The following is a 21,996-nucleotide window of genomic DNA, read 5'->3' as shown; positions in this document are numbered from 1 at the left end:
CCTTCCCCGCCGAGCACAAAACCAGAACCGAGGTTCTTCCATGACGTCGAACATCGAGCGCGCCAGCTCCTCGCCGTCGGACGACACCGCTTCCCGCGGGGCCGCCACGCCCTGCTGCCGCCTCCGGACCGCCAGCCGCGGCACCTGCGCCGAACGGGCCCGCCCGCGGACACTGTCCATCGTCATCCCCGCGCTGAACGAGCGGGTCAACATGCCGCGCGTGCTCGGCACGATCCCGCACTCCGGCCTCGCGTCCCTCGGCTACGCGACCGAGGTGATCGTGGTCGACAACGCCTCGACCGACGGGACCGGCGAGGTGGCCGCCGCGCTCGGCGCACGGGTGGTCCTGCAGCCGGTGCGCGGGTACGGCTACGCCTACCACGCGGGTTTCGCCGCCGCGACCGGCGACGTGATCGCGACCGGCGACGCGGACTGCACCTATCCGTTCGACCATCTGCCCTGGCTGCTGGGCACGATGGCCGACCGGCAGCTCGATTTCCTCTCCACCAACCGGCTCGGCCGCGAGAACCGCGGCGCGATGAAGCCCTCGCACCGGATCGGCAACCGGGTGCTGACCCTGATCAGCCGGGTCTTCTTCCGTTCGCCGTTCCGGGATTCGCAGTCCGGGATGTGGGTGTTCCGCCGGCACGTCTGGCACCACCTCGACATCCGTTCCGGCGGGATGCCGTTCTCGCAGGAGATCAAGAACGACGCGTACGCCCGCGGCTTCCGGTGCGGCGAAACGCCGATCGAGTACCGGGTCCGCGGCGGCGAGGTGAAGCTGCACGCCGTGCGGGACGGCGTGCGCAACCTCGCGCAGCTGGCCGTCCACCGGGTGCGCACCGCGCGCGAGCCCGCGACCGTGCTCTGCACCGGCGAAGCCGAGTGCGTCCTGGCGATGGCGGACTGAGCGTGGCCGGCTCCACAGAGGACGCGGAGGAAAAGCCCGGCCACGGCCGCGGCTGGCTGAAATTCGCCGGCGCGGCTTCGGCGGCGGTGGTGCTCGGGGTGGTGACGGTCCTGGTGTGGCCGGCCGCCCGGGAGGTGTTCCGGCAGTCCTTCACCGAACAGCCCGAAACCTTCACCGAGCTGTATTTCGTCGGCACCCCCGCGTTCCGGGACGGAACCGTCGCCGCGGAAGTCGCCCTGGTGCGGCACGGCCCCGCCGCCGCGGACTACACCGTGACGGCCGCGCTCGAGACCTCGTCGGCGGACCGGCTCGCGGGAGTGTCGCGACGCGTGACCCTTCAGCCCGGCCAGTTCACCACTGTGGACTTCCGGCTGCCGGTTCCGCCCGGCAGCGTCGTGGACGCGATCGCGGTGAACGTCGCGGGCGGCCTGGAGAGCCTCCGCTTTCGCTTGCCCGGCAACGCTTCCGGAGGCAGGCCGTGATCCCCCGCCGCCGGATCGTCCAGATCACGCCCTACTACCCGCCGCATCTGGGCGGGATGGAGGCGGTGGTGCAGCAGCTCGCGCTGCAGCAGGCGCGCCGTCACGACGTCACCGTGCTCACCACGACAGTCGGCGCCCGTGATTCGCCTCGGCGGGAGCTGGTGCACAACGTCGTCACCATCCGCACTCCCGCGCTCCACGTCGCGCACACGCCAGTGTCCGCCGGTCTCGTTCCCGCGTTGCTGCGCACGCCGAAGACAGCGGTGTGGCATCTGCACGCCGCCCACGCCGTGCTGCCCGAGCAAGTCGCGCTCGCGGCGGCCGTGCGCCGTCAACCGTTCCTGCTCCACTTCCACCTGGACGTCGACCAGTCCGGGAACTGGGGATGGCTTCTGCCGCACTACAAAAAGCACGTTTTCGGCCGTGTGCTGCGGGCTGCCGCCGGGGTGCTGGTGCTGACCGGCGAACAGCGGGAGTTCGTCCGCACCACCTACCGGGTGGACCCGGCGCGGATCTTCGTGGTGCCGAACGGGGTGTCCGCCGAGTTCTTCCTTCCGCCGCGGCCACGCCGGGAACCGGTGCTGCGCTTGCTGTTCGTCGGACGGCTCAGCCCGCAGAAGAACCTCGCCCGGCTCTTGCACGCGCTGCTCCTGGTGCGCGAGCCGGTCGTCCTCGATGTCGCCGGAGACGGAGAACAGCGGCAAGAACTGGAAAAGATGGTGCAGCAGCACGGGATTCCGGGCGTGCGGTTCCACGGTCGCCTGCACGGAGCCGAACTGCTGCACCGCTACGAGCGAGCCGATCTCTTCGTGCTGCCGTCGGATCGCGAGGGGATGTCGCTCGCCGCGCTCGAAGCCATGGCCGCCGGGCTGCCGGTGCTCGCGACCGACGTTCCCGGCAACTCCGGACTCCTGCGCGACGTCGGCGCCCTCACCCCCGCCGATCCCGCCGCACTGGCCGCGGTGATCGACGCTTTCGCCGCGGACGAGGGCTTCCGGCAGCGCGCCGCAGCGGCCAGCTCGGCAGCGGCTCGGAAGTTCACCTGGGCCGAGGCGGCGCGGCAGGTCGAGGACGTCTACGCCGAGGTGCTGCCGTGAGACGATTCAGCCAGCGCGCCGTCGTGCTCGGATCGGTGGCCGTCGCCGGTGCCGTCGAGCTGATGCCGTGGCGACCGGCGGTGCTGGTGACCGTCGCCGGTCTGTGGCTCGTCCTCGGTGCTCCGGCCTGGCTGTGCCGCCGGATTTCCACCAGGATCGTCTCCACTCGCGAGGCTCAATGGTTGCTCGGGCTGGGTTTCGCGGTGCTCGCCGCGATGGTGGCCGCTCTGGCCGTCAACACCGTGCTCCCCTGGTTCGGCGTCTCGCGCCCGTTGACCGCTGTGTCCCTCGCCGTGGCCCAGGCCTTGACTTCGGCGGCGCTCGCGTTCTTGGACCGACGGCTCACCGGCGCGTCGCCACCGGTGCGGGTGCCGAGATGGATGCCGGTGCGAGAGGTCGCACCGGTTGCTGTCCTCGGGGTCCTCGCGGTGGTGGTCGCGATCGCCGGGGCCGTGCGCTTGAACAACGGCTTCAGCGGCGTGACGAGCCTGGTCGCATTGTTCCTCGTCGCGGCGCTGCTCGGGCTGCTGGCCGTCGAGGCGGGCCGGTACGGCGACGGGGTCATCGCGCTCGGAATCCTGTGCGCGGCAACGGCTTTGCTCCTGCTGACGTCCCTGCGCGGCTGGTATGTCACCGGGCACGACATCCAGCGCGAGTTCTTGTTCTTCCAGCTGACTTCAACCAAGGGCTACTGGGATATCTCCGCCTACCCCGACGCGTACAACGCGTGCCTGAGCATCACTCTCCTGCCTGCTTCGCTGGCCTCGCTGACCGCGCTGCCCGGCTTGGCGATCTTCAAAGTGGTGCTGCCCATGCTGTTCGCCGCGGCTCCGGTCGCGGTGTACCGCACGACACGCAATCTCACGTCGAAACGGGTCGCGCTGCTCGCCGCGATCTACTTCCTCGCGTTCCCCACCTTCTTCACCGACATGCCCTTCCTCGGCCGCCAGGAGATCGCGTTCCTCCTGCTGGGCTGTGCCGTTCTAGCGCTGAGCGACCGCACCGCGTCGCGTCGCGCACGACGGATCGCGTTCGCCGTCCTGTTCGCGGGAATCGTGCTGTCGCACTACTCGACCACCTACGTGCTGATCGGCGTCCTCGTGCTGGGCAAGCTCGCCAGCGGCGTCATCCGGGTGATCCCGCCGTTGCGCCGCCGCCTCGCCGAACGTGCCCCGAAGGAAACCACCGACTTCGTCGTGTGGCCAATGATCGGCGTCGCGGTCCTGTGTTCCGCGCTGTGGGTCGGACCGGTCACCGGCACCTGGCATCAGCTCGAACGCACCGCCGTGGCCGCCGCCCAGGACCTCTTCCACCCAGACCAGGTACGACGCGGTTCCTCCGACACCTCCTACAGCCTCTTCAGCGCCGCCCGCGTCAGCCCGCAGCAACGGCTGCGCGACTACGCCGACTCCACCCGAGCCCGCACCGGCGGCGAGCCCTCCACCGCCGCAGCCACGCCGGTGGCACCGGCGGACACTCTGCCGCTCACCGCGGCCGGTTCCGCGCTCGACCAGCTCGGCCTCGACGTTCCCAAGCTCAGCGGCCTCCTCCGCACCTTGTGCGCGGACGCGTTGCAAGTGCTGCTGCTCCTCGGCCTGGCCGGAACGCTCCTCGCCACCGCGACGCTGTTCCGGCCGACGCACGACCTGTTCGTCCTCGCCGTCGGCGGCTTGGGCGTGCTGGCCGCCGAGATCGCCTTGCCGCAGCTCTCGGTCGACTACGGCCTCCTGCGCACCTTCCAGCAAGGGCTGTTCGGCTTCGCCCCGTTCATCGCGATGGGGTCGGTCTGGGCGCTGTCGTGGCTCAAGCGGTGGCGGATGCCCGCCGCCACCGCCGCCGCGCTGCTGCTGTTCCTCGACCTCACCGGCGCGCTGCCCCGGCTGTTCGGCGGCTATCCCGCACAGCTGCAACTCGACAACGCCGGGCAGTACTACGACATCTACTACGCGCACCCGCAGGAACGCGCCGCCATCGCCTGGCTCGAACAGCACACCGCCGCGCATCGCATCCAGTCCGACCGCTACACGTTCAGCAGGCTCCAAACGCTGATCGACGGCCGTCCCGGCGACGACATCTATCCCCCGCTCGTGCAGCGGGGCTCGTTCGTCCTCCTCGGCTTCCCGACGGTCCGCAAGGACGAGGTCACCGTGTTCTACCAAGGCGACCTCGTCACTTACCGCTATCCGCTGGGGTTCCTCGACGGCGCCAAAAACAAGGTCTACAGCAGCAACGGAACGAGTGTGTACCGATGACGTTTCCCCGTCCGCTCCGGATCCTGCTCGTCTCGCACTACTACCCGCCGCACGTCGGGGGGATCGAGAACGTCGCCGCCCAGCAGGCCCGGACGCTCGCCGCGCGCGGCGCCGACGTCACCGTGCTGACGAGCGCTTTGCCCGCCGCGCCAACGGTTTCCGACGAGGGTGTCCGGGTCGTGCGCATCGCGGCGTGCAATGTGGTCGAAGACCGGACCGGAGTGCCATTCCCCGTGTTCGGGTCGCGGCTTTCGCGCGCCGTCCGCGAATGGGTGCGGTGGGCGGACGTCGTCCACTTGCACGACACGCTCTACCAATCCTCCTGGAGCGCGGGGCTGCGGGCAGCCCGGACCGGCACGCCGCTTTTCCTGACCCAGCACGTCGCGCTCGTCGAGCACCCGTCGGCGCTGGTGCGAGCTGTTCAGCACGCGGTGTACCGGTCCTTCGGCCGGAGGTTGTTCCGGGCCAGTCGCGAGGTCTTCGTGGTCAATGATTCGGTCGGCGCCTTCGTCCGCCGTTTTCGGGGCCGCGACGCGGAATTGCTCCCCAACGGCGTCGACACCGCCCGGTACCGGCCCGCGTCCGCCGGGGAAATCCGGCGGTTGCGGGACCTCTGGGGGCTGCCCTCCGACCGGGTCCTGGTGCTGTTCGTCGGACGGCCGGTGCCGAAGAAGGGGTACGACCTGCTTCTCGCCGCCCGGCATCACGACTACGACCTGGTCTTCGCCGGGCAACGGCCGCAGCACGTCCCCGAAGACCCCGGAATCCACCACTTCGGGGCGCTGAGCCCCGGCGACATCAGCGACCTCTACCGCGCCTGCGACATCTTCGCCCTGCCTTCGACAGCAGAAGGATTCCCGTTGACCGTCCAGGAAGCCATGGCCTCGGGCCTTCCGGTCGTCACGACCGACGACCCGGGCTACGCCTCCTACGGACTCGACCGAACGCAGGTCGCGCTGATCCCCCGCAACGCGGCGATCCTGCGCACGACACTGCGGTCCCTGGCCGCCGATCCCGCACGCCGCGAAGCGATGGGCCGCTACTCCGCGGGTTTCGCCGCCGCCCGGTTCTCCTGGCCGAAACACGCCGAGCGCCTCGAAGAGAGCTACCGCGCGGCACTCGGCACGACCGGGGTTCCGGCGTGATCGCGCTCGCCGGGTCCGCGCCTTCCCTCGCCTCCCGGCTGAAATCCGATCCGCTGGTCCGCAACTCGTTCTTCCTCATGGCCACGACCGCGCTCGGCGCCGGATCCGGCTTCGTGTTCTGGATCGTCGTCGCCCGGCTGTACCCGCCCGCCGAAGTCGGCTGGGCGAGTTCGCTGCTCTCGGCGGTGACGCTGCTGAGCTATTTCAGCGGGCTCGGGCTCAGCTCCAGTCTCGTCCGGCACCTGCCGACGACGCCGTCCCGCGCCGCGCACGTCAGCTCCGCGCTCACCTCGGTGGCCGTCACCGGAACCCTTCTCGGGGCCGGATTCGCCCTCGTCGCACCGTTCGTCGCGCCCGGATTGTCGTTCCTCAGCAGTTCGTTCGCGGAGGTCGCGCTGTTCGCGCTGCTGGCGATGGCGGTCGCGCAGAACCTGCTGACCGACTCGGTGTTCGTCGCCTTGCGCGCGGCCAAGTACAACCTGCTCCTCAACGGCGTCCTGATGAGCGCGGTCAAAATCGCCCTGCCGATCGTGTTCGTCGGCGCGGGCACGATCGGTATTTTCCTGTCCAGCACCGTGGCGTCCGCGGTCGCCGCCGCCGCGAGCATTCTCGTCATCCGCCGGCGCCTGCGCATTCCGGCGCGGCCTCGCCTGTACCCGCGGACGCTGCGCTCCACCTTGGGCTACTCGCTCGGCAACTACGCCTCCAGCTGCCTGAATCTCGCGCCCCTGCTGGTGATTCCGCTGCTCGTGCTGCGTTCGCTCGGGCCCGAGGCGTCGGCGGCCTACTTCGTGGCGTTCCAGATCGCCAACTTCGTCAACGCCGTGCCGTTCGCGGTCGGCGAGGCGCTGTTCGCCGAAGGCTCGCACGAACAGGAAGACCTCAGGCAGCTGGCGAAGCGCTCGGCGCTGCTCATCCTCGCGGTCGTCGTGCCCGCCGTCAGCGTCACCGCCGCCCTCGCGAGACCCGTGCTGACCCTGTTCGGCGCCAGCTACGCCGACGACGCCCGGAACTGCCTCGTCGTTCTCGCGGTCTCCGCCCTCGCGGTGGCTTTCAACACGTGGTCCGGGTTCCTGCTCAAGGTGACCGGCCAGCTCCCGGCGCTGAACCTGTCGAATCTGGTCTACGCGGCGGTGACGATCGGTCTCGCCGCGCTCGGGGCGCACCACGGCCTCGTCTGGATCGCGGCGGCCTGGGGCGTCGGCAATCTCGCGTCCGGACTGGTCGCCGTCGCCGCGCTGAGGCTGCGAGGGTTCCGCTTGGCTCCGTGCGACAAGGGAGGTTCGGGTGAAGATCGCGCACATCGTCAACGTCGGCTTCGAAGCCGGCGGCGCGGAGCGTAGCGTCCGCCTCGTTTCCGACGGGCTGCGCCGGCGCGGGCACCATGTCCTCGTCATCGCGACCGACCATCTGCTCGACGACCCCGCCGTCAGCGACCGGGAAGTCTTCGCCGACGTTCTGGTGCCCGCCATTCGCGGCGGCCCCGTCCGCCGGATCACGGGCTATTTCTGGCACCGGCCCGCCTACCGGCGAGTCACCGCCGCCCTGCGCTCTTTCTCGCCTGACGCGGTACATCTGCACACCATCGGCGAATTCAGCCCGGCCGTGCTCAGCGCGTCCGCCGCCTACCCTCGGGTGCTCACCGTCCACGGCCCGGAAGACTGGACCGGCCAGCTGCTGTCCTGGAACCTGCGCAGCCGCACCGAAGGCCGCCCTCGACTGTCCACAACGGACACTGCACGCCTTGCCTATTTGCGCTTCCTGCAACGACCTGCTTACCTGCGTCGTCTCCGCACCGTCGACCGGGTGCTCGCCCCGAGCCGGTTCCTCGCCGACGCCGTACGGCACGACCTGCCGCGGACACCGATTCACGTAGTCCCGAACGGCGTTCCGCTGCCGTCCGCCGAACCGGTCCCCGACGCCGCCCACGCGCTGTTCGTCGGACGCCTCGAACCGGTGAAAGGCGCGCACGTGCTCGTGGATGCCTTCGCGACGGTCGCCCGCCGCCTGCCAGACGCCCGGCTGACGCTCGCCGGCGACGGCAAACAGCGGGCTGCACTGGAAAAGTCCGTCAGCGAACACGGGTTGGCCGACCGGGTGCGGTTCGCGGGCTGGCTCGGCGAACCCGCACTCGCGGCTGCCTACCGCGCCGCTTCGGTGGTGGTGATCCCGTCCGTGTGGCCGGAGAACTTCCCGACCGTCGCGCTCGAAGCCCTCGGCATCGGACGGGCCGTCGCCGCCAGCGACGCCGGCGGCATCCCCGAGCTGATCCGCCCGGGCCACAACGGATTGCTCGTCCCGCCGGGCGACCGCGCCGCCCTCGCGGACGCGCTCTCCCGGCTCCTCGGCGACCCGGGGCTGCGGCGTGCCATGGGGGCGCGATCGGCCGGGCTCGCCTGCCGCCACGACTTCGACGGCTTCCTCGACCAGCTCGAACACCACTACCGGGAGGTCCAGCGATGACCCGGCGTCCTACGGGTGCTTGCTCCGCCCGCCGCCGCATTCCCCGACCGGCCCGAACACCACTGCCCGGAGGCACAGCGATGACCCCGCGTCCTACCGCCCCACAGGCGCTTGACCGGCCCGCCGCCGCGTTTCCCGACCGGCCCGAACATCACCGCCCGGAGGCACAGCGATGACCCCGCGTCCTACCGCCCCACGGGTGCTTGCCCCGCCCGCCGCCGCCTTCCCCAACCAGCCCGAACACCACTGCCCGGAGGTCCGGCCGTGACCCGTCTCCCCCGGCCCGGACGCCCGGCGACGGCCCGGGTCGTCGTCGTCAACGCGTTCGAACGCGGCAATCGCGGCGACGCCGCCCTGCTCAGCGTCCTGCTCGACCAGATCCGCCGCGCACTGCCCGGCGCCCGGATCTCGATCGCCGGTTTCGAGCACCCCGCGCGGTGGCCGGAGTTCGAGGGCGCGCCCAACCTCGGTTCCATCCGCCGTTACGCGGGCGAGGAGAACATCCCCCGGCTCCGGAGAATCCTGCGCAAACTGAGCCTGCTGCCCGTCGTCGCCTTCGCCGCCGCCCGGCCTCCCCGCCGCCTGCTGCTGGCCGCGGCCCGGTTGCTCCCCGCCGAACCCCGGCGCGAGCTGAACGCCCTCGCGACCGCCGACCTCGTCGTCTCCCTCGGCGGCGGCTACCTGACCGGACGCGCGAACTTCGCCTCCGACCTGAACATCCTGTTCCTGCTGCTGCCGCTGTGGCTCGCCCAGCGCTTCGGCGTCCGGGTCGTGGCCGGTCCGCAGTCCTACGGCCCGTTCCCCCGCCGAGGCCAGCGCATCCTGGTCCGCCACGTCCTCCGCCGCGCCGACGCGGTCCTCGTCCGCGAAGACATCAGCCGCGACCAGCTCACCGAAATCGGGCTGCCACCGCGCCTGCTCACCCGCAGCGTCGACAGCGCCTTCGCGTTCGAGACCGGTTCCGACCGGGACTGGCGGACCACCCTCGACCTCCCCGCCCACGCGCGGATCGCGACGGTCACCGCCCGCCAATGGCTCGACAAGGCCGGGCAGCTCCGCTACGAACACGCCTTGGCCGCAGGCGTCCGCCACCTCCTCGGCCGCGGCTACCACGTCGTCCTGGTCCCGCAGGTGACCTGCGCGTTCCAAGGCGACGACGACCGGGTGGTCAACACCCGCCTCGCCGCCGGGCTCGACCATCCCCGGCTGCGCGTCCTCGGCGACGACACCTTCGACCACCGCGACGCCCGCGCGCTCTACGCGGAGGCCGAACTCGTGATCGGCACCCGCTTCCACTCGGTGATCTTCGCCCTCACCGCGCACGTCCCGTGCCTCGCGATCGGGTACGAGCACAAGACCGCCGGGATCATGCGAGACCTCGGCCTCGAACAGTGGGTCATCGGCATCGGAGAAGTCCGGGACACCACGCTGCCCACGCTCCTCGACAGCCTCATCGGCCACCGCGAGGACTACCGGCGGCATCTGCGCGAAGTTCTTCCCCCTTACGCGCGCCGGGCCCGCGACCTGAACCCTCTGTTCGACGCCGCCCGGACCGGCGTCAGCCCCGCCGCAGCCACCTGAACCGACGGCAGCCGCATCGTCCGCAGTCGGTGCCGCCGCGCAAATGCTGATGCTCGCTGCGCGCGTGACCGCACGCACGGCACCGCACCGCCGCCCACGGCATCCGGATCCCGGACATCCTGCGCCTCCCTCGGATTCCCCCATGCCCGGACACACACCATCACATCCGCGCGTGCCCAGCCAACCGGACCAATGAGGACAGGAGGCTCCGTGAGCCGCGAACGCACCGTCGTCTTCGTGACGCCGTACTTCCCGCCGGACGTCGGCGGCGTGCAAACCTACGTGCACAGCCTGGCCGTCGCGCTGCGGGAAGTCCCCGGCTGGCGTCCCGTCGTCATCACCGCCAGCCCGCACGCCCGCTCCGGCGACCTCTTCCCGGTCCACCGGCTCCCCGCGCTTTTCACACTGTCCAACACCCCGCTCGCCCCGCTCTGGCCGGTCCAGATCCGGCGGATCCTGCGCGCCGAAGAGCCCGACTACCTCAACGTGCACACCCCCGTGCCCGGTTTGGCCGACGCTGCGGCCCTGGTCGCCGGAAGCACCCCCGTCGTCGTGACCTACCACGCCGCCGCGCTGGCCAAGGACGGTCACCCGCTCTTCAACGCCGTCGCGCGCGCCTACTCCTGCGCCGAGAGCTTCATGCTGCGCCGGGCGAATCTCATCCTCGGCGTTTCCGGCTACGTCGCGAACCGCTTCCGTCCCCGGTTCGGCGACAAAGTCGGTGTCCTGGAGAACGCCGTCTCCCCCGACGTCTTGACCTCGCCGGTCGCCGGGATCCGTCCGTACGCCGCCGCTTTCCTGGCCAGCCTGGACCCGACCCACGCCTGGAAAGGCCTCGATCAGCTCCTGCACGCGCTTCGCCTCCACCTCGCCCGCTCCGCACCCGGCGCCCGCCTGCTGGTCATCGGCGACGGCGCCGCCCGCCCCGGCTACGAAGCCCTCGCCAGGAAACTCGGGATCGCCGGCAGCGTCACCTTCGCCGGAAACCTCGCCGGCGACGCGAAATTCCGGGCTCTCCGCAGCGCCAGATCGCTCGTGCTCTGCCCGACCAGCCCGAACGACGCCTTCCCGACGGCGCTGCTCGAAGCGTGGGCGAGCCGGGTGCCGGTCATCGCCACCGCGATCGGCCCGCTCGCTTCGCTGGTGGAGGACGGCGTCAACGGGCTGCTTGTCGCGCCGCGTTCTCCCGAAGCGCTGGCGGACGAGCTGCGGCACCTCGAAAGCAGTCCGGCGCTGGCGGACGCGATCCGGGACAACGCCTACGAACTCGTGTGCAGCCGGTATACGTGGAGGCATCGGGTCACGGAGTTCATCCAGCATCTGAACGCGGTCGATCGGCGCGGGGCTTCGGTTTCCCGGTGAGGTTCGCCGTTCCCGCGCGCGTCCTGCCTGCCGCGCCAGACTCCGTGGCGCGTCGGAGATCTCGCTTCACCGCCGCCACACACCCGCGGCCGCCGCCGGATCCCGCGCCCCGCTCCCCGCCCCCGCCCGAATTCCGGACCTCACCCCCGATTCCGGCCCGTTTTCCTTCCCCGAGGGCGAAATCTCCGGTTGCCGTCCCGGTCACCGGCACGACCCCCCGATCGTGGCCGCCCGCGGTCCGCCGTCCGGCGGGAGGATCTGGGTAGCCTGGCGACGTGGCCGACCCGATCCCCCCTGCCCCCGCCCCCGGCGAGTCCGGATCCGACCGTCCCGAGGCGGAGGAACCCGCCAGGAAAGGACGGCGGAAGCGCCCGTTCTGGCAGGAGCTGCCAATCCTGATCGGGATCGCGCTGGTGCTGACGATCCTGATCCAGCAGTTCGTCGCGAAGGTGTTCCTGATCCCGTCGGCGTCGATGGAGACGACGCTGCACGGATGCGACGGCTGCTTCGGCGACCGGGTCGTCGTCGACCGCGTCACCTACGATTTCACCGAGCCCTCCCCCGGCGACGTCATCGTCTTCCGCGGCCCGCAGCCGTGGACGGCGAACGAGATCGCGCCGCAGGAGTCCGGCAACGTGTTCACGAAGGCGTTGCGCGGCCTCGGTTCCCTCGTCGGGTTCGCGCCGCCGGACGAACGCGACTTCGTGAAACGCGTGATCGCCGTCGGCGGGCAGACCGTCCAGTGCTGCGATCCGCAAGGCCGCGTCCTGGTCGACGGCAAACCTCTCGACGAGCCGTACATCCACTGGCTGGACCAGCCGCCGTCGGTGCGGCAGACGTTCGCCCCGGTCACCGTCCCGAAGGGCAGCCTCTGGGTGATGGGCGACAACCGCGAGAACTCGTGCGACTCCCGCTGCCAGGGCGGCGGCGGGGTGAACGGCACCGTCCCGGTGGACGACGTCATCGGCAAGGCCAGGGTGATCGTCCTGCCGCCGTCGCGCTGGGGCGGCGTCAGCGACCACGACCCGCAGGCCGCGCCCGCCGCGCTCGGAGCGCCCGCGTGGCAGCAGGGAATCCCGCTCGGGGCGGGCGCGCTGCTGGCGTTCCCGACCCTCGCCGCCGGGCGCGGGCTGCGGCGGAAACTCAGCAAGCGGGACTGAACCGCCGCGCCCCCGCGGCCCGCGCCGCGGGGGTTTTCTCGGCAGCCGTGGTGTTCGGTTCCGTATCGGCGATACGGAGCGTCGGCCGGGCTGAGCCGGTTCGAATGGCTTTTCGCTCCCGCTGAGTTCGCTCGCGCAGCGCCAGGCAAAGCGCACCTGCCGACACTGACGGAAAACCCATAGGGTGCGCTCAACGCACCCGATGCGGCATTGGAGCCGGATCGAGGCGAGAGGCAAGGCTCGCCAGAACCGCCGCGGCCGACCGGCGAACCGACCCCCCGCTGCTTTCCCCGGCAAGAGCCCGCACCGCCGCCGAAAGCCGCACGCCGTCACCCGGCAACCGCGCTCACCCGCCGGAACCGGCCGCCCGCACGACGTCCAGCCGGAGATGCTGCGACAGATCCCCGGTCAGCTGCAGCACCGGCGTCCGCTCCGCGAACATCCATTCGTCCTCGCGCCGGACGAACCGGTCGTCGTAGTGCCCGGCCGCGACGGGCTGCAGCGGAAGGTCCGCCGTGGCTTGGAAAACGGTGAAGTAACTGTGCGCCGAGGCCGTGTCCTCCCCGGCCGTGATCCGGACGTTGGTGGTCACGTGCCGGGTCCTCGGCGTCCCGTCCGGATGGATGACCAGGATGTCGCGGAACCAGTTCTCCACGGCCTCCCGCCCGGTCCGGCCGCCGCCGCTGTGCAGGGTTCCCTCGCGGAACAACTCGCCCACCCCGGCCAGATCGCCCGCGTCGATGCGTGCCGCGTAGGTCATGATCAAGTCCTGGATGGCCCACCGGGCCGATTCTGCCGACACCCGGCCAGCATAGGAGTTCCACTGTGGACCCGTCCCGGCGAAGAGCCCCCGCTCCGCCCGAAAACCCGCCCGGACCTGTGACCTGCGCTTCTCCCGTACACCGCCCTCCCGCCGAAACCCGGCCCGGCGGCGGTGGCATGATGCCCGCACGGTCCCGGCCGATCGGACCGCTCGCCGAGGAGGAGGGTGACGCTTGAGCACGCGCACTACCCAGGTGGACGACCTCCGGCTGGTGGCGCAGCCGAGCGCGGTCCCGTGCACCGAGCTGTTCGTCCGGCTGATCCTGACCGACTGGTCCCTGATGCCGATGCTGGACCAGGTCACCAACGCCGCGGTCCGGCTCGTCGGCGACGTCGTCGACCAGAGCAGCCCGTCCGCGCCCGCGTTCGTGACCGTCCGGCTCCAGCTGCGCGGCGACCGTCTCGTGGTCGAGGTGGACGACGACCTCGTCGCCCCGGCGCCGCCGCGAGACGAGCGGATCGGCGTGCGCCCCGGCGACCGCGGCGGCCGCACCACGTGGTGCGAACTCCCGCTGCCCGGCGGGATTTCCGCGGGACAGGTCCGGCTGCCGCGCCGAGGCGACCGGCGCACGCTGGTGGACGAGCCCGTCTCCGGCGAACCGGTCACCGCGGACCCGCAGGTGCTGGAAAAGCTGCTCAACCGCCTCAGCACCTGGTCCGACTGACTGTCGTCGCAGGCGGACTGTCCCCCTGCCGGTGAACCCGGACCGCCTCACGCCAGCGAGTCCGGGAACTTCCCCGGCAGCAAGCGAAAACACGGCCGCAGCAACCGCCGAGCGCACCCCAGCAGCCCACCCCGGCGATCACCCGGCAGAAGCCTCCCAAGCCTTCTCCAGCGCCTGCGCGAAAACCTCGACAGACTGCCCACCAGACACCCCGAACCGCCGCCCCAGCACGAAAAACGGCACCCCGCCCGCACCCAGCTCCGCGGCTTCCCGCTCCTCAGCCCGGACCGCGTCCGCGTACCGCGAAGAATCCGCCAGCACCGCTTCGGCGTCGGCGCGCGGCAATCCGGCCTCCTCGGCGACGTCCGCCAGCACCTCGCTGGTGAACACCGCGCGGGCCTCGGCGAAATTCGCGCGGAACAGCGCCGAAACCATCTCGTTCTCCAGCCCCTTTTCGCGAGCCAGGTGCAGCAGGCGGTGCGCGTCGAAGGTGTTGCCGATTTCCCGGTCCGTCCGGTAGCCGAGGCCCTCCGCCTCCGCGAGCCCGGCGACCCGCTGCTCCATCTCCCCGGCCTGCGGCCCGTATTTCGCGGTGAGCATGTCCAGCAGCGGCTCGGTCCCGGTGCGCCCGGGGTCCAGTTCGAACGACCGGTACGTCACGGTCACCTCGTCCCGGTGCGCGAACCCGGCCAGCGCCTTCTCGAACCGCGCCTTGCCGAGGTAGCACCACGGGCACACGACATCGCTCCAGATCTCTACCTGCATGCCGCCAGCGTAGATCGCGCCGGCTAGACGGCGGTCTTCACCGGCTCCCGCGCCCCGGTGCGCTCCGCGCCGATGCCCGCGGCCACCACGAACGCGATCCCGGCCACCGCGGCGGGATTCGGCACCTGGTGCAGCACGATCAGCCCGAGCACCAGCGCGATCGCCGGTTCCAGGCTCATCAGCGTGCCGAACGCGGACGCCGTCAACCGGCGCAGCGCCATCATCTCCATGCTGAACGGCACGACCGGCACGAGCACCGCGAGCCCGAGCCCGGCGAGCACCAGCGGCCACGTCACCTGGCTGACGACCGCCGGGGCGTGCACGACGGTCGCGACCAGACCGGCCACCGGCATCGACACCGCCAGCCCGCGCAGGCCGGACACCTCGTCCCCGACTCGTTGCGTCAGCACGATGTAGGCGCCCCAGCAGACCGCCGCCGCGAGCGCGCAGCCGAGGCCGATCAGGTCGGTCCCGCCCTGCCACGGTTGCGTCAGCAGCACCACTCCGGCCGCGGCCAGCACCGGCCACACCCGGGTTCCGCTGCGGCCGCGCACGATCGCGACGGTCAGCGGGCCGAGGAATTCCAGCGCGCTCGCCGTGCCCAGCGGCAACCGGGTCGCGGCGACCATGAACAGGATCGTCATCCCGGCTGTCGCGAAACCGAGCACCACGCAGGTCAGCAACGCCGGGCGGCGGAAAGCCGACGGGCGCGGCCGCACGAGCACCAAGAGCAGCACGCCGGCCCACGCGAGCCGCAGCCACGCGACGCCGGTCGGCCCGATCTGATTCGCGAGACTGACCGAAACCGCCATTCCGAACTGGACGGACAGCATGGCGCCGACGGCGAGGGCGACACCGGTCCGGGGAGTGGAGGGAAGCACGCTGACCAGGAGAACGCATCCGGACCGTTCGTGTCCACGTGCCAATCCTGGACGTACCGTCCGGATATCCTGGACAATCAGTGGATGGAGACTCGCAGGCTGCAGTTCCTTCTCGAACTGTCGCGGCTCGGTTCGATGCGCGCGGTGGCGGACGTGCTCGAAACCACAACGTCGACCGTCTCGCAGCAGATCTCGGTGCTGGCCAAGGAAACCGGCGTCGCTCTGCTCGAACCAGACGGCCGCCGCGTCCGGCTGACTCCCGCCGGGCGGCGGCTCGCCGAGCACGCCGTGACGATCCTGGCCGCCGTCGAGGCCGCCCGCGTCGATCTCGACCCCGAAGCCGAACCCGCCGGAACCGTGCGCGTCGCCGGGTTCGGGACCGGGGTCCGGCACGCTGTGCTCCCGATCGCGGGTCTCCTCGCGCAGCGGCACCCGCAGGTCCGCGTGGTGATCAGCGAGCACGAACCCGCCGAAGCCCTGGCCCAGCTCAGGACCGACGACATCGACCTCGCGCTCACCTACGACTACAACCTCGCGCCCGCGACCGCCGATCCGTCGCTCGCCGTCCGTCCGCTGTGGGCGGAGCCGTGGGGCCTCGCGGTGCCGCGGGCAGACGCGAACCGCCTGCGGGGCAACGGAACCCTGGACGTGTTCGCCGCGTTCCGCGATCGCGACTGGATCGGCAACTCTCGCAACGGCGCGGACGAGACGGTCGTCGGGACGCTGGCGTCGATGGCCGGGTTCTCGCCGCGGTTCGCCCACCGCGCGGACAACCTGGACCTCGTGCAGGACCTGATCGCCGCGGGCGGCGGGGTCGGCCTGCTGCCCGAATCCTGGCCGACCCGGCCCGACGTCGCCGTCCTGCCGCTCACCGGCCCCGACGTCCGGCTGCGGGCCTTTGCGTGCACGCGGCGCGGGCGGGACGCGTGGCCGCCGCTCGCCCTGGTCCTCGGGCTGCTGCCCGGCGACTAGCATGGCAGTCGAAGCGGTTCGAGCACGGAGGAGGCGAAATGGCCACGGAGAAGGCGATTCTGGCCGGCGGGTGTTTCTGGGGCATGGAGGAGCTGTTCCGCCACCAGCCCGGCGTCACCGCCACCCGCGTCGGCTACAGCGGCGGCGACACCCCCAACGCCACCTACCGCAACCACGGCTCCCACGCCGAAACCATCGAAGTCACTTACGACCCCGAAAAGACCGACTTCCGCGCACTGCTCGAGTTCTTCTTCCAGGTCCACGACCCGAGCACGAAGAACCGCCAAGGCAACGACATCGGCACCAGCTACCGCTCCGCCATCTTCTACACCACCGACGAGCAGAAGCGGATCGCCGAAGACACCATCGCCGATGTGGACGCCTCCGGACTTTGGCCCGGCAAGGTCGTCACCGAAGTCACCCCCGCCGGAGACTTCTGGGAGGCGGAGCCGGAGCACCAGGACTACCTGCAGCACTACCCCAACGGCTACACCTGCCACTTCCCCCGTCCCGGCTGGAAGCTGCCGAAGCGCGCCTGACGCGTCAGCGCGCCATCGCGGCTTCCGCGTCCCGGAAGGCCGCCGGGGACAACTGCCGCCACACCAGCGAGGTTCCGAGCAGCTGGACCGCCGCGGCCATCACCCATACGCCGCGCAAGCTCCAGTGCACCGCGACGAACCCGCCGGCGAGCGCGCCCAGCGGCGTCAGCCCCCAGGCCAGCGCCCGATGGCTGGTCAGCACCCGCCCCAGCAGCTCGGACGGCGTGAACCGCTGCCTGCTGGACTGCGAGCAGACGTTCCAGATCAGCGTCGTCCCGGTCAGGAAGATCAGCACCGCGCCGACCAGCGCCGGCCACGGCGGCACGATCGCGATCAGCAGCTGGCTCAGCACCGCGCACGCCTGCGCGATCCGCATCGACGTCGAGTAGCCGAACCGCCGCACGAACCGGTCCACGAAGAACGACGACGCTACCCAGCCGACCGCCAAGCAGGCCAGCAGCACGCCGTACCCGAACGGCGAAAGACGCAGTTCCTTCGTGGCGTAGAGGACGAGCATCGAGTTGCCCGCGGCCGCCGCGAACGATCCCAGCGCGACCGTGACGGTGATCGACCGCAGCAGCGGCGTGCCGACCAGATAGCGCAGCCCGGCTGTCACGTCCTTCAGCGGATGTGCGGGCGTGCGCACCGGCTTGGCCGACGGAATCCCGCGCGCTAGCAGCAACGCGACGAGCGCGGCGACGGCCGCCAGCCACGCGGGCAGTCCCGCGCTGATCCCGATCAGCAGCCCGGTCGCCGGGGGCACCACGAACTGGACCATGCCGCGGTCGATCACCTGCAGACGGGAATTCGCCATGTTCAGCTGATCCGGTGCGACGACTTCGGGGACCAGCGAACCCGCCGCGCCGTCGCCGAAGACCTGCGCCGTCGTGAGCACGAAGGCCACCACAAGTAGCGCGGGCAGGCTCAGCGAACCGGTGGAACCCAGCAGCGCCAAGGAAAGCGCGGCGACGATCTGCACCGCGTACGCCGAGGCGAGCACCGTCGTGCGCCGGACCCGGTCGATCACCACTCCGGCGAACAGCGAAAGCAGCAGCCACGGCGCCTGCCCGGCCACGTTCACGAGCGACACCGCACGCGGGTCGGTGGTGATCGAGACGGCCAGCAAAGGCAGCGCCGCGAGCAAAAGCCCTTCACAGGTCGAACCGGACACTGCCACCGCTTGCAGCCGGACCCAAGCCGACCCGCTCCCACCCCGCCCCGCCATGTCCGCCAGTGTCTCGGACCGCGCAACCGGTTTTCCCCAGCACACCGCCGCTCGCTCTCGCTCTCCGGACCTGCTCGCCGAACAAAACGCCGCCGGTTATCACGCGGGCGCGAGCCACGCTTTCCCTTGTCCGTCAACCGGAATCCACGCGCCCGGCCGGATCGCGGGACACCGGTTCACCTGCTGGGACGGGCTTCAGCGAACCGCCGCGAACGGTTGAGCTGACCGCATCCGATCCGTCCCCGCTGGAGGAACTCCGTGCCCCGCCACACCCCGCCCCGACCCGGCCGCCCTGCCCGCGCGCGGTCCCGTTCCGCCCTCGTGCTGGCCCTTCCGCTGCTGCTCGCCGCCTGCGGCACGGCGGGCGGGGCCAGCCCGCAGGACGCCGGTCCCCCGCGTCCGGGCGGGACGCTGCGGCTGGGCATCTCGTCCAATCCGGACTGCATCGACCCGCAGCAGGTCAGCACCAACGCCTCGGTGAACGTCGGGCGCCAGCTGGTCGATTCGCTGACCGACCAGGACCCGAAGACCGGCGCGATCACGCCGTGGCTCGCCGACCGCTGGACGGTCAGCCCCGATTCGACGAGCTTCACCTTCCACCTCCGCGCCGGCGCGACGTTCTCCGACGGGTCCCCAGTGGACGCCGCCGCGGTGAAGACCAGCTTCGACGGCCTCAAGGCGCTCGGCGCGAAGGCGCTGCTCGGGTCCAGCTACCTGGCCGCCTACCGCGGTGCGACGGTCGTCGACCCCGCGACGGTCCGGCTCGATTTCACCCAGCCCAGCGCGCAGTTCCTCCAGGCCAGCTCCACGATGTCGCTGGGCGTGCTCGCGCCGGCCGCGTTCCGGCACACCGCCGAGCAACGCTGCCAGGGCACCGGCCTGATCGGCTCGGGCCCGTTCGTGTTCACCAGCTTGAAGCCGAACCAGAACATCCTGCTCAACAAGCGCACCGGCTACCGCTGGGGTTCGCCGTTGTGGCGGCACCAGGGCGAGGCGTACGCCGACAAGATCGACTTCCGCGTGGTGCCGGAGCCCGGCGTGCGGTCGGGCAGCCTGACCTCCGGGCAGCTCGACGCGATCACCGACGTGCAGCCGGTGGACGAACCGCAGTTCTCCGGCAATGGGTTCGCCGAACCGGTGCGGCCGAACCCGGGCATCGTGTTCAACCTGCACGCGAACGTCACCCGCGGCGTCCTGGCCGACCAGAAGGTGCGCCAGGCGGTGTCGAAGGGCGTGAACCGGCCGGAAGTCACCAGTACGGTGCTCACCCCGAACTACAAGCCCGCCACGAGCATTCTGGGCTCGGCGACGCCGCTGTACACCGATCTGTCCAAGGAACTCGCCTACGACCCGGCGGGCGCGCAAGCCCTGCTGCAGTCCGACGGCTGGCTTCCCGGCCCGGACGGCATCCGGACGAAGAACGGCCAGCGGCTGACCGCGTCCGTGCTGTTCTCCCCGGTGTTCAACCAGAACCAGAGCGTGCTGGAGCTGATCCAGCAGCAGCTGCGCAAGATCGGCTTCGACCTGAAGATCCAGCTGCACACCAACGCCGAGGTCACCCGCCTGCAGCAGGCCGGCGACTACGATTTCCTCTGGTACAACGTCACCCGCGCCGACCCGGACATCCTGCGCCAGCAGTTCTCCACGAAGGCGAACAACCGGAGCAAGCTGTCCGCGGACAATCCGCTCGACGCGTCGCTGGCCGAACAGTCCGCCACCGTCGACCCCGCGAAACGCAAGCCCGCAGCGGAAAAGGCGCAGCGGACCATTGTGGAGCAGGCCTACTCGATCCCGGTGTTCGAGCTGACTCAGGTGCTCGGCGTGGGCCCGAACGCGCACGACGTCGGCTTCGAGGCTTCCTCGCGGCTGCAGCTGTTCGACGCCTGGGTTTCGGCCTCGTGAACGGCTTCCCGCTGCTTCGCCGCATCCTCCAGGCCGTAGTGGTGCTGTGGGCGGCGTTCACGCTGTCGTTCGTCATCCTGTACTTGCTGCCCGGCGACGCGGTGCTGACCAAGCTCGGCTCCGCCGAGGGCGGGCCCAGCGCGTCGCCGGAGCAGATCGCCGCCCTGCGCGCCGAGTACGGGCTCGACGATCCGGTTCTCGTGCAGTACGGCAAGCATCTCCTCGCCGCGCTGCACGGCGACTTCGGCACCTCGGTGGCCACCGGCGACGACGCGACGCACCAGGTCCTCAGCGCATTGCCGCCGACGCTCGCGGTCTCCGGGCTGGCGCTGGTGCTCGCGATCGTGTTCGGCGGCGGGATCGCGGTGCTGGGCACCTTCACCCGCACCCGCTGGGTGAGCCAGCTGCTGCTTTCGCTGCCGCCGCTGGGAACTTCGCTGCCGACGTTCTGGGTCGGGCTGCTGCTGATCCAGTTGTTCTCGTTCCAGTTGAGGTTGTTCCCGGCACTCGGGTCGACCGGCTTCGCGTCGCTGATCCTCCCGGCGATCACGCTCGCCCTGCCGACCGGCGCGATCATCGCGCAGGTTCTGGCGAAGAGCCTGCAGACACAGCTCGCCGAGCCGTACATCGAGGTCGTGCGGGCGAAGGGCGCTAGCCGTCGTCGAGTCCACTTCGGACACGCGCTGCGCAACGCCGGGCTGCCCGCGCTCACGCTGGTGGGCGTGGTCGCGGGCAACCTGCTGGCCGGTTCGGTGGTGACCGAAACCGTGTTCTCGCGAGACGGGCTCGGCCGGGTGACCGCCTCGGCGGTGACTGCGCAGGACGTGCCGGTGGTGCAGGCGGTGATCGTGCTCGCCGCGTTCTTCTTCGTCGTGCTCAATCTGGCCGTCGACCTCGTCTACCCGCTGCTCGACCCGCGGGTGTCCGTCCGCAAGGAGGTGCCCGCGCATGTCTGAAGCTGTTTTGCCGCAACGGTTTCTCGTCCGGCGGCCCGGCCTGGCGCTGTCCGGGCTCGTGCTCGCCGCGGTGCTGATAGCGGCCTTCGGACCCGCGCTGTTCACCAGTCAGGACCCGATCACCGGCGTCCCGTCCGAACGGCTCCAGGGGCCGTCGCTCGGGCATCTGTTCGGGACCGACGAAACCGGCCGGGACGTTTTCGCCCGCGTCGTGCACGGGGCCGGGCTGTCCTTGCGGGCGACCGTGCTCGCCGTCCTCGTCGCGTTCGCCGCCGGTTCCGCGCTGGGGCTGCTCGCCGGATTCCGCGGCGGCTGGCTCGACGCGGTCGTGATGCGGATCGTCGACGTCCTCCAGGCGGTTCCGGCGATCCTGTTGTCGCTGGCGCTGGTGACCGCGCTCGGGTTCGGCACCACGAACGTCGCGATCGCGGTCGGCGTCGCGAACCTCGCCGCGTTCGCCCGGCTGATGCGCGCCGAGGTGCTGCGGGTGCGTTCGGGCGTGTTCGTCGAGGCCGCCCGGGCGTCCGGGGTGCGCTGGGGCGCGGTGCTCGGGCGGCACGTGCTGCCCAACGCGCTCGGGCCGGTCCTGGTGCTGGCCACGGTGACGGTCGGGACCGCGGTGCTTGAAGTGTCCGCGCTCAGCTTCCTCGGCTTCGGTGCGAGCCCGCCGACGCCGGAATGGGGCGCGCTCGTGGCGGGCGGACGCAATTTCCTGGCCACCGCTTGGTGGATGACCACGTTCCCGGGCTTGACCGTCGCGGCCGTCGTGCTGGCCGCGAACCGCGTGTCCCGGGCTCTCGACAGCGAACGGAGCTGA

At 71.0% G+C, this 21,996-nt stretch carries 20 protein-coding genes; 16 read left to right on the top strand and 4 right to left on the bottom strand.

What is annotated here, in order from left to right; genetic code table 11:
- Nucleotides 1–40 precede the first annotated feature (40 nt).
- The 10 genes from ACWGIC_RS06265 to lepB all read left to right on the top strand — a co-directional run bounded on the left by ACWGIC_RS06265 (nucleotide 41) and on the right by lepB (nucleotide 12,452).
- Nucleotides 41–910: a glycosyltransferase family 2 protein gene (locus tag ACWGIC_RS06265; RefSeq protein WP_452074837.1), complete on the top strand. Its 870-nt coding sequence runs from the start codon at nucleotides 41–43 to the stop codon at nucleotides 908–910.
- 2 nt (nucleotides 911–912) lie between these two features.
- Nucleotides 913–1,392 (top strand): hypothetical protein, encoded by a 480-nt coding sequence (locus ACWGIC_RS06260; protein ID WP_452074836.1) that lies wholly within the window; start codon nucleotides 913–915, stop codon nucleotides 1,390–1,392.
- Complete coding sequence (locus ACWGIC_RS06255; protein ID WP_452074835.1) at nucleotides 1,389–2,489, top strand: glycosyltransferase family 4 protein; 1,101 nt, start codon at nucleotides 1,389–1,391, stop codon at nucleotides 2,487–2,489. Before ACWGIC_RS06260 ends, ACWGIC_RS06255 begins: the two co-directional genes overlap by 4 nt.
- Nucleotides 2,486–4,741 (top strand): hypothetical protein, encoded by a 2,256-nt coding sequence (locus ACWGIC_RS06250; protein WP_452074834.1) that lies wholly within the window; start codon nucleotides 2,486–2,488, stop codon nucleotides 4,739–4,741. The genes ACWGIC_RS06255 and ACWGIC_RS06250 overlap by 4 nt, the downstream gene beginning before the upstream one ends.
- On the top strand, nucleotides 4,738–5,886 hold the full coding sequence (locus ACWGIC_RS06245; RefSeq protein WP_452074833.1) for a glycosyltransferase family 4 protein: 1,149 nt from the start codon (nucleotides 4,738–4,740) through the stop codon (nucleotides 5,884–5,886). Before ACWGIC_RS06250 ends, ACWGIC_RS06245 begins: the two co-directional genes overlap by 4 nt.
- Nucleotides 5,883–7,229: a lipopolysaccharide biosynthesis protein gene (locus ACWGIC_RS06240; protein WP_452074832.1), complete on the top strand. Its 1,347-nt coding sequence runs from the start codon at nucleotides 5,883–5,885 to the stop codon at nucleotides 7,227–7,229. The genes ACWGIC_RS06245 and ACWGIC_RS06240 overlap by 4 nt, the downstream gene beginning before the upstream one ends.
- On the top strand, nucleotides 7,174–8,349 hold the full coding sequence (locus ACWGIC_RS06235) for a glycosyltransferase family 4 protein (protein WP_452074831.1): 1,176 nt from the start codon (nucleotides 7,174–7,176) through the stop codon (nucleotides 8,347–8,349). Before ACWGIC_RS06240 ends, ACWGIC_RS06235 begins: the two co-directional genes overlap by 56 nt.
- 264 nt (nucleotides 8,350–8,613) lie before the next feature.
- A complete protein-coding gene (locus tag ACWGIC_RS06230; protein ID WP_452074830.1) occupies nucleotides 8,614–9,930 on the top strand; it encodes a polysaccharide pyruvyl transferase family protein in 1,317 nt (438 codons plus the stop codon).
- Between the two features lie 210 nt (nucleotides 9,931–10,140).
- Nucleotides 10,141–11,292 (top strand): glycosyltransferase family 4 protein, encoded by a 1,152-nt coding sequence (locus ACWGIC_RS06225; RefSeq protein WP_452074829.1) that lies wholly within the window; start codon nucleotides 10,141–10,143, stop codon nucleotides 11,290–11,292.
- 275 nt (nucleotides 11,293–11,567) lie between these two features.
- Nucleotides 11,568–12,452, top strand: coding sequence for a signal peptidase I (gene lepB, locus ACWGIC_RS06220; protein ID WP_452074828.1), 885 nt, complete (start codon nucleotides 11,568–11,570; stop codon nucleotides 12,450–12,452).
- Between the two features lie 346 nt (nucleotides 12,453–12,798).
- Here the strand turns inward: lepB and ACWGIC_RS06215 are convergent, their stop codons facing one another.
- A complete protein-coding gene (locus tag ACWGIC_RS06215; RefSeq protein WP_452074827.1) occupies nucleotides 12,799–13,254 on the bottom strand; it encodes a nuclear transport factor 2 family protein in 456 nt (151 codons plus the stop codon).
- A 193-nt stretch (nucleotides 13,255–13,447) separates the two neighbouring features.
- Between ACWGIC_RS06215 and ACWGIC_RS06210 the strand changes: the two genes are divergently transcribed.
- Entirely contained in the window at nucleotides 13,448–13,939 is a 492-nt protein-coding gene (locus ACWGIC_RS06210; RefSeq protein WP_452074826.1) for an ATP-binding protein, read from the top strand.
- 138 nt (nucleotides 13,940–14,077) lie between these two features.
- On the opposite strand, the gene ACWGIC_RS06205 is transcribed toward ACWGIC_RS06210, so the two are convergent.
- Nucleotides 14,078–14,704 carry a DsbA family oxidoreductase gene (locus ACWGIC_RS06205; RefSeq protein WP_452074825.1) on the bottom strand — a complete coding sequence of 209 codons (627 nt, stop codon included), beginning with the start codon at nucleotides 14,702–14,704 and terminating at the stop codon, nucleotides 14,078–14,080.
- 23 nt (nucleotides 14,705–14,727) lie between these two features.
- Nucleotides 14,728–15,585 (bottom strand): EamA family transporter, encoded by an 858-nt coding sequence (locus ACWGIC_RS06200; RefSeq protein ID WP_452074824.1) that lies wholly within the window; start codon nucleotides 15,583–15,585, stop codon nucleotides 14,728–14,730.
- Nucleotides 15,586–15,669: 84 nt separating this feature from the next.
- On the opposite strand from ACWGIC_RS06200, the gene ACWGIC_RS06195 reads away from it, so the two are divergent.
- Together ACWGIC_RS06195 and msrA are read left to right on the top strand one after the other, a co-directional pair.
- Complete coding sequence (locus tag ACWGIC_RS06195; RefSeq protein WP_452074823.1) at nucleotides 15,670–16,557, top strand: LysR family transcriptional regulator; 888 nt, start codon at nucleotides 15,670–15,672, stop codon at nucleotides 16,555–16,557.
- Between the two features lie 38 nt (nucleotides 16,558–16,595).
- Nucleotides 16,596–17,096, top strand: a complete 501-nt coding sequence (gene msrA, locus ACWGIC_RS06190; protein ID WP_452074822.1) for a peptide-methionine (S)-S-oxide reductase MsrA — start codon at nucleotides 16,596–16,598, stop codon at nucleotides 17,094–17,096.
- Nucleotides 17,097–17,100: 4 nt separating this feature from the next.
- Here msrA and ACWGIC_RS06185 read toward each other — a convergent pair whose 3' ends face one another.
- The gene (locus ACWGIC_RS06185) at nucleotides 17,101–18,321 is read right to left on the bottom strand and encodes an MFS transporter (protein ID WP_452074821.1); all 1,221 of its coding nucleotides are present in this window, start codon (nucleotides 18,319–18,321) and stop codon (nucleotides 17,101–17,103) included.
- A 321-nt stretch (nucleotides 18,322–18,642) separates the two neighbouring features.
- Here ACWGIC_RS06185 and ACWGIC_RS06180 point away from each other — a divergent pair, with 321 nt between their 5' ends.
- From ACWGIC_RS06180 to ACWGIC_RS06170, 3 genes are read left to right on the top strand one after another with little or no spacing between them, the layout of a single operon-like run.
- A complete protein-coding gene (locus ACWGIC_RS06180; protein ID WP_452074857.1) occupies nucleotides 18,643–20,223 on the top strand; it encodes an ABC transporter substrate-binding protein in 1,581 nt (526 codons plus the stop codon).
- Complete coding sequence (locus ACWGIC_RS06175) at nucleotides 20,220–21,179, top strand: ABC transporter permease (RefSeq protein ID WP_452074820.1); 960 nt, start codon at nucleotides 20,220–20,222, stop codon at nucleotides 21,177–21,179. The genes ACWGIC_RS06180 and ACWGIC_RS06175 overlap by 4 nt, the downstream gene beginning before the upstream one ends.
- A complete protein-coding gene (locus ACWGIC_RS06170) occupies nucleotides 21,172–21,996 on the top strand; it encodes an ABC transporter permease (protein WP_452074819.1) in 825 nt (274 codons plus the stop codon). Before ACWGIC_RS06175 ends, ACWGIC_RS06170 begins: the two co-directional genes overlap by 8 nt.

The organism is Amycolatopsis sp. NPDC054798 (assembly GCF_053611505.1).
Note: the sequence above shows the minus strand (reverse complement) of the source record. Positions and strands in the feature narration are given on the sequence as shown.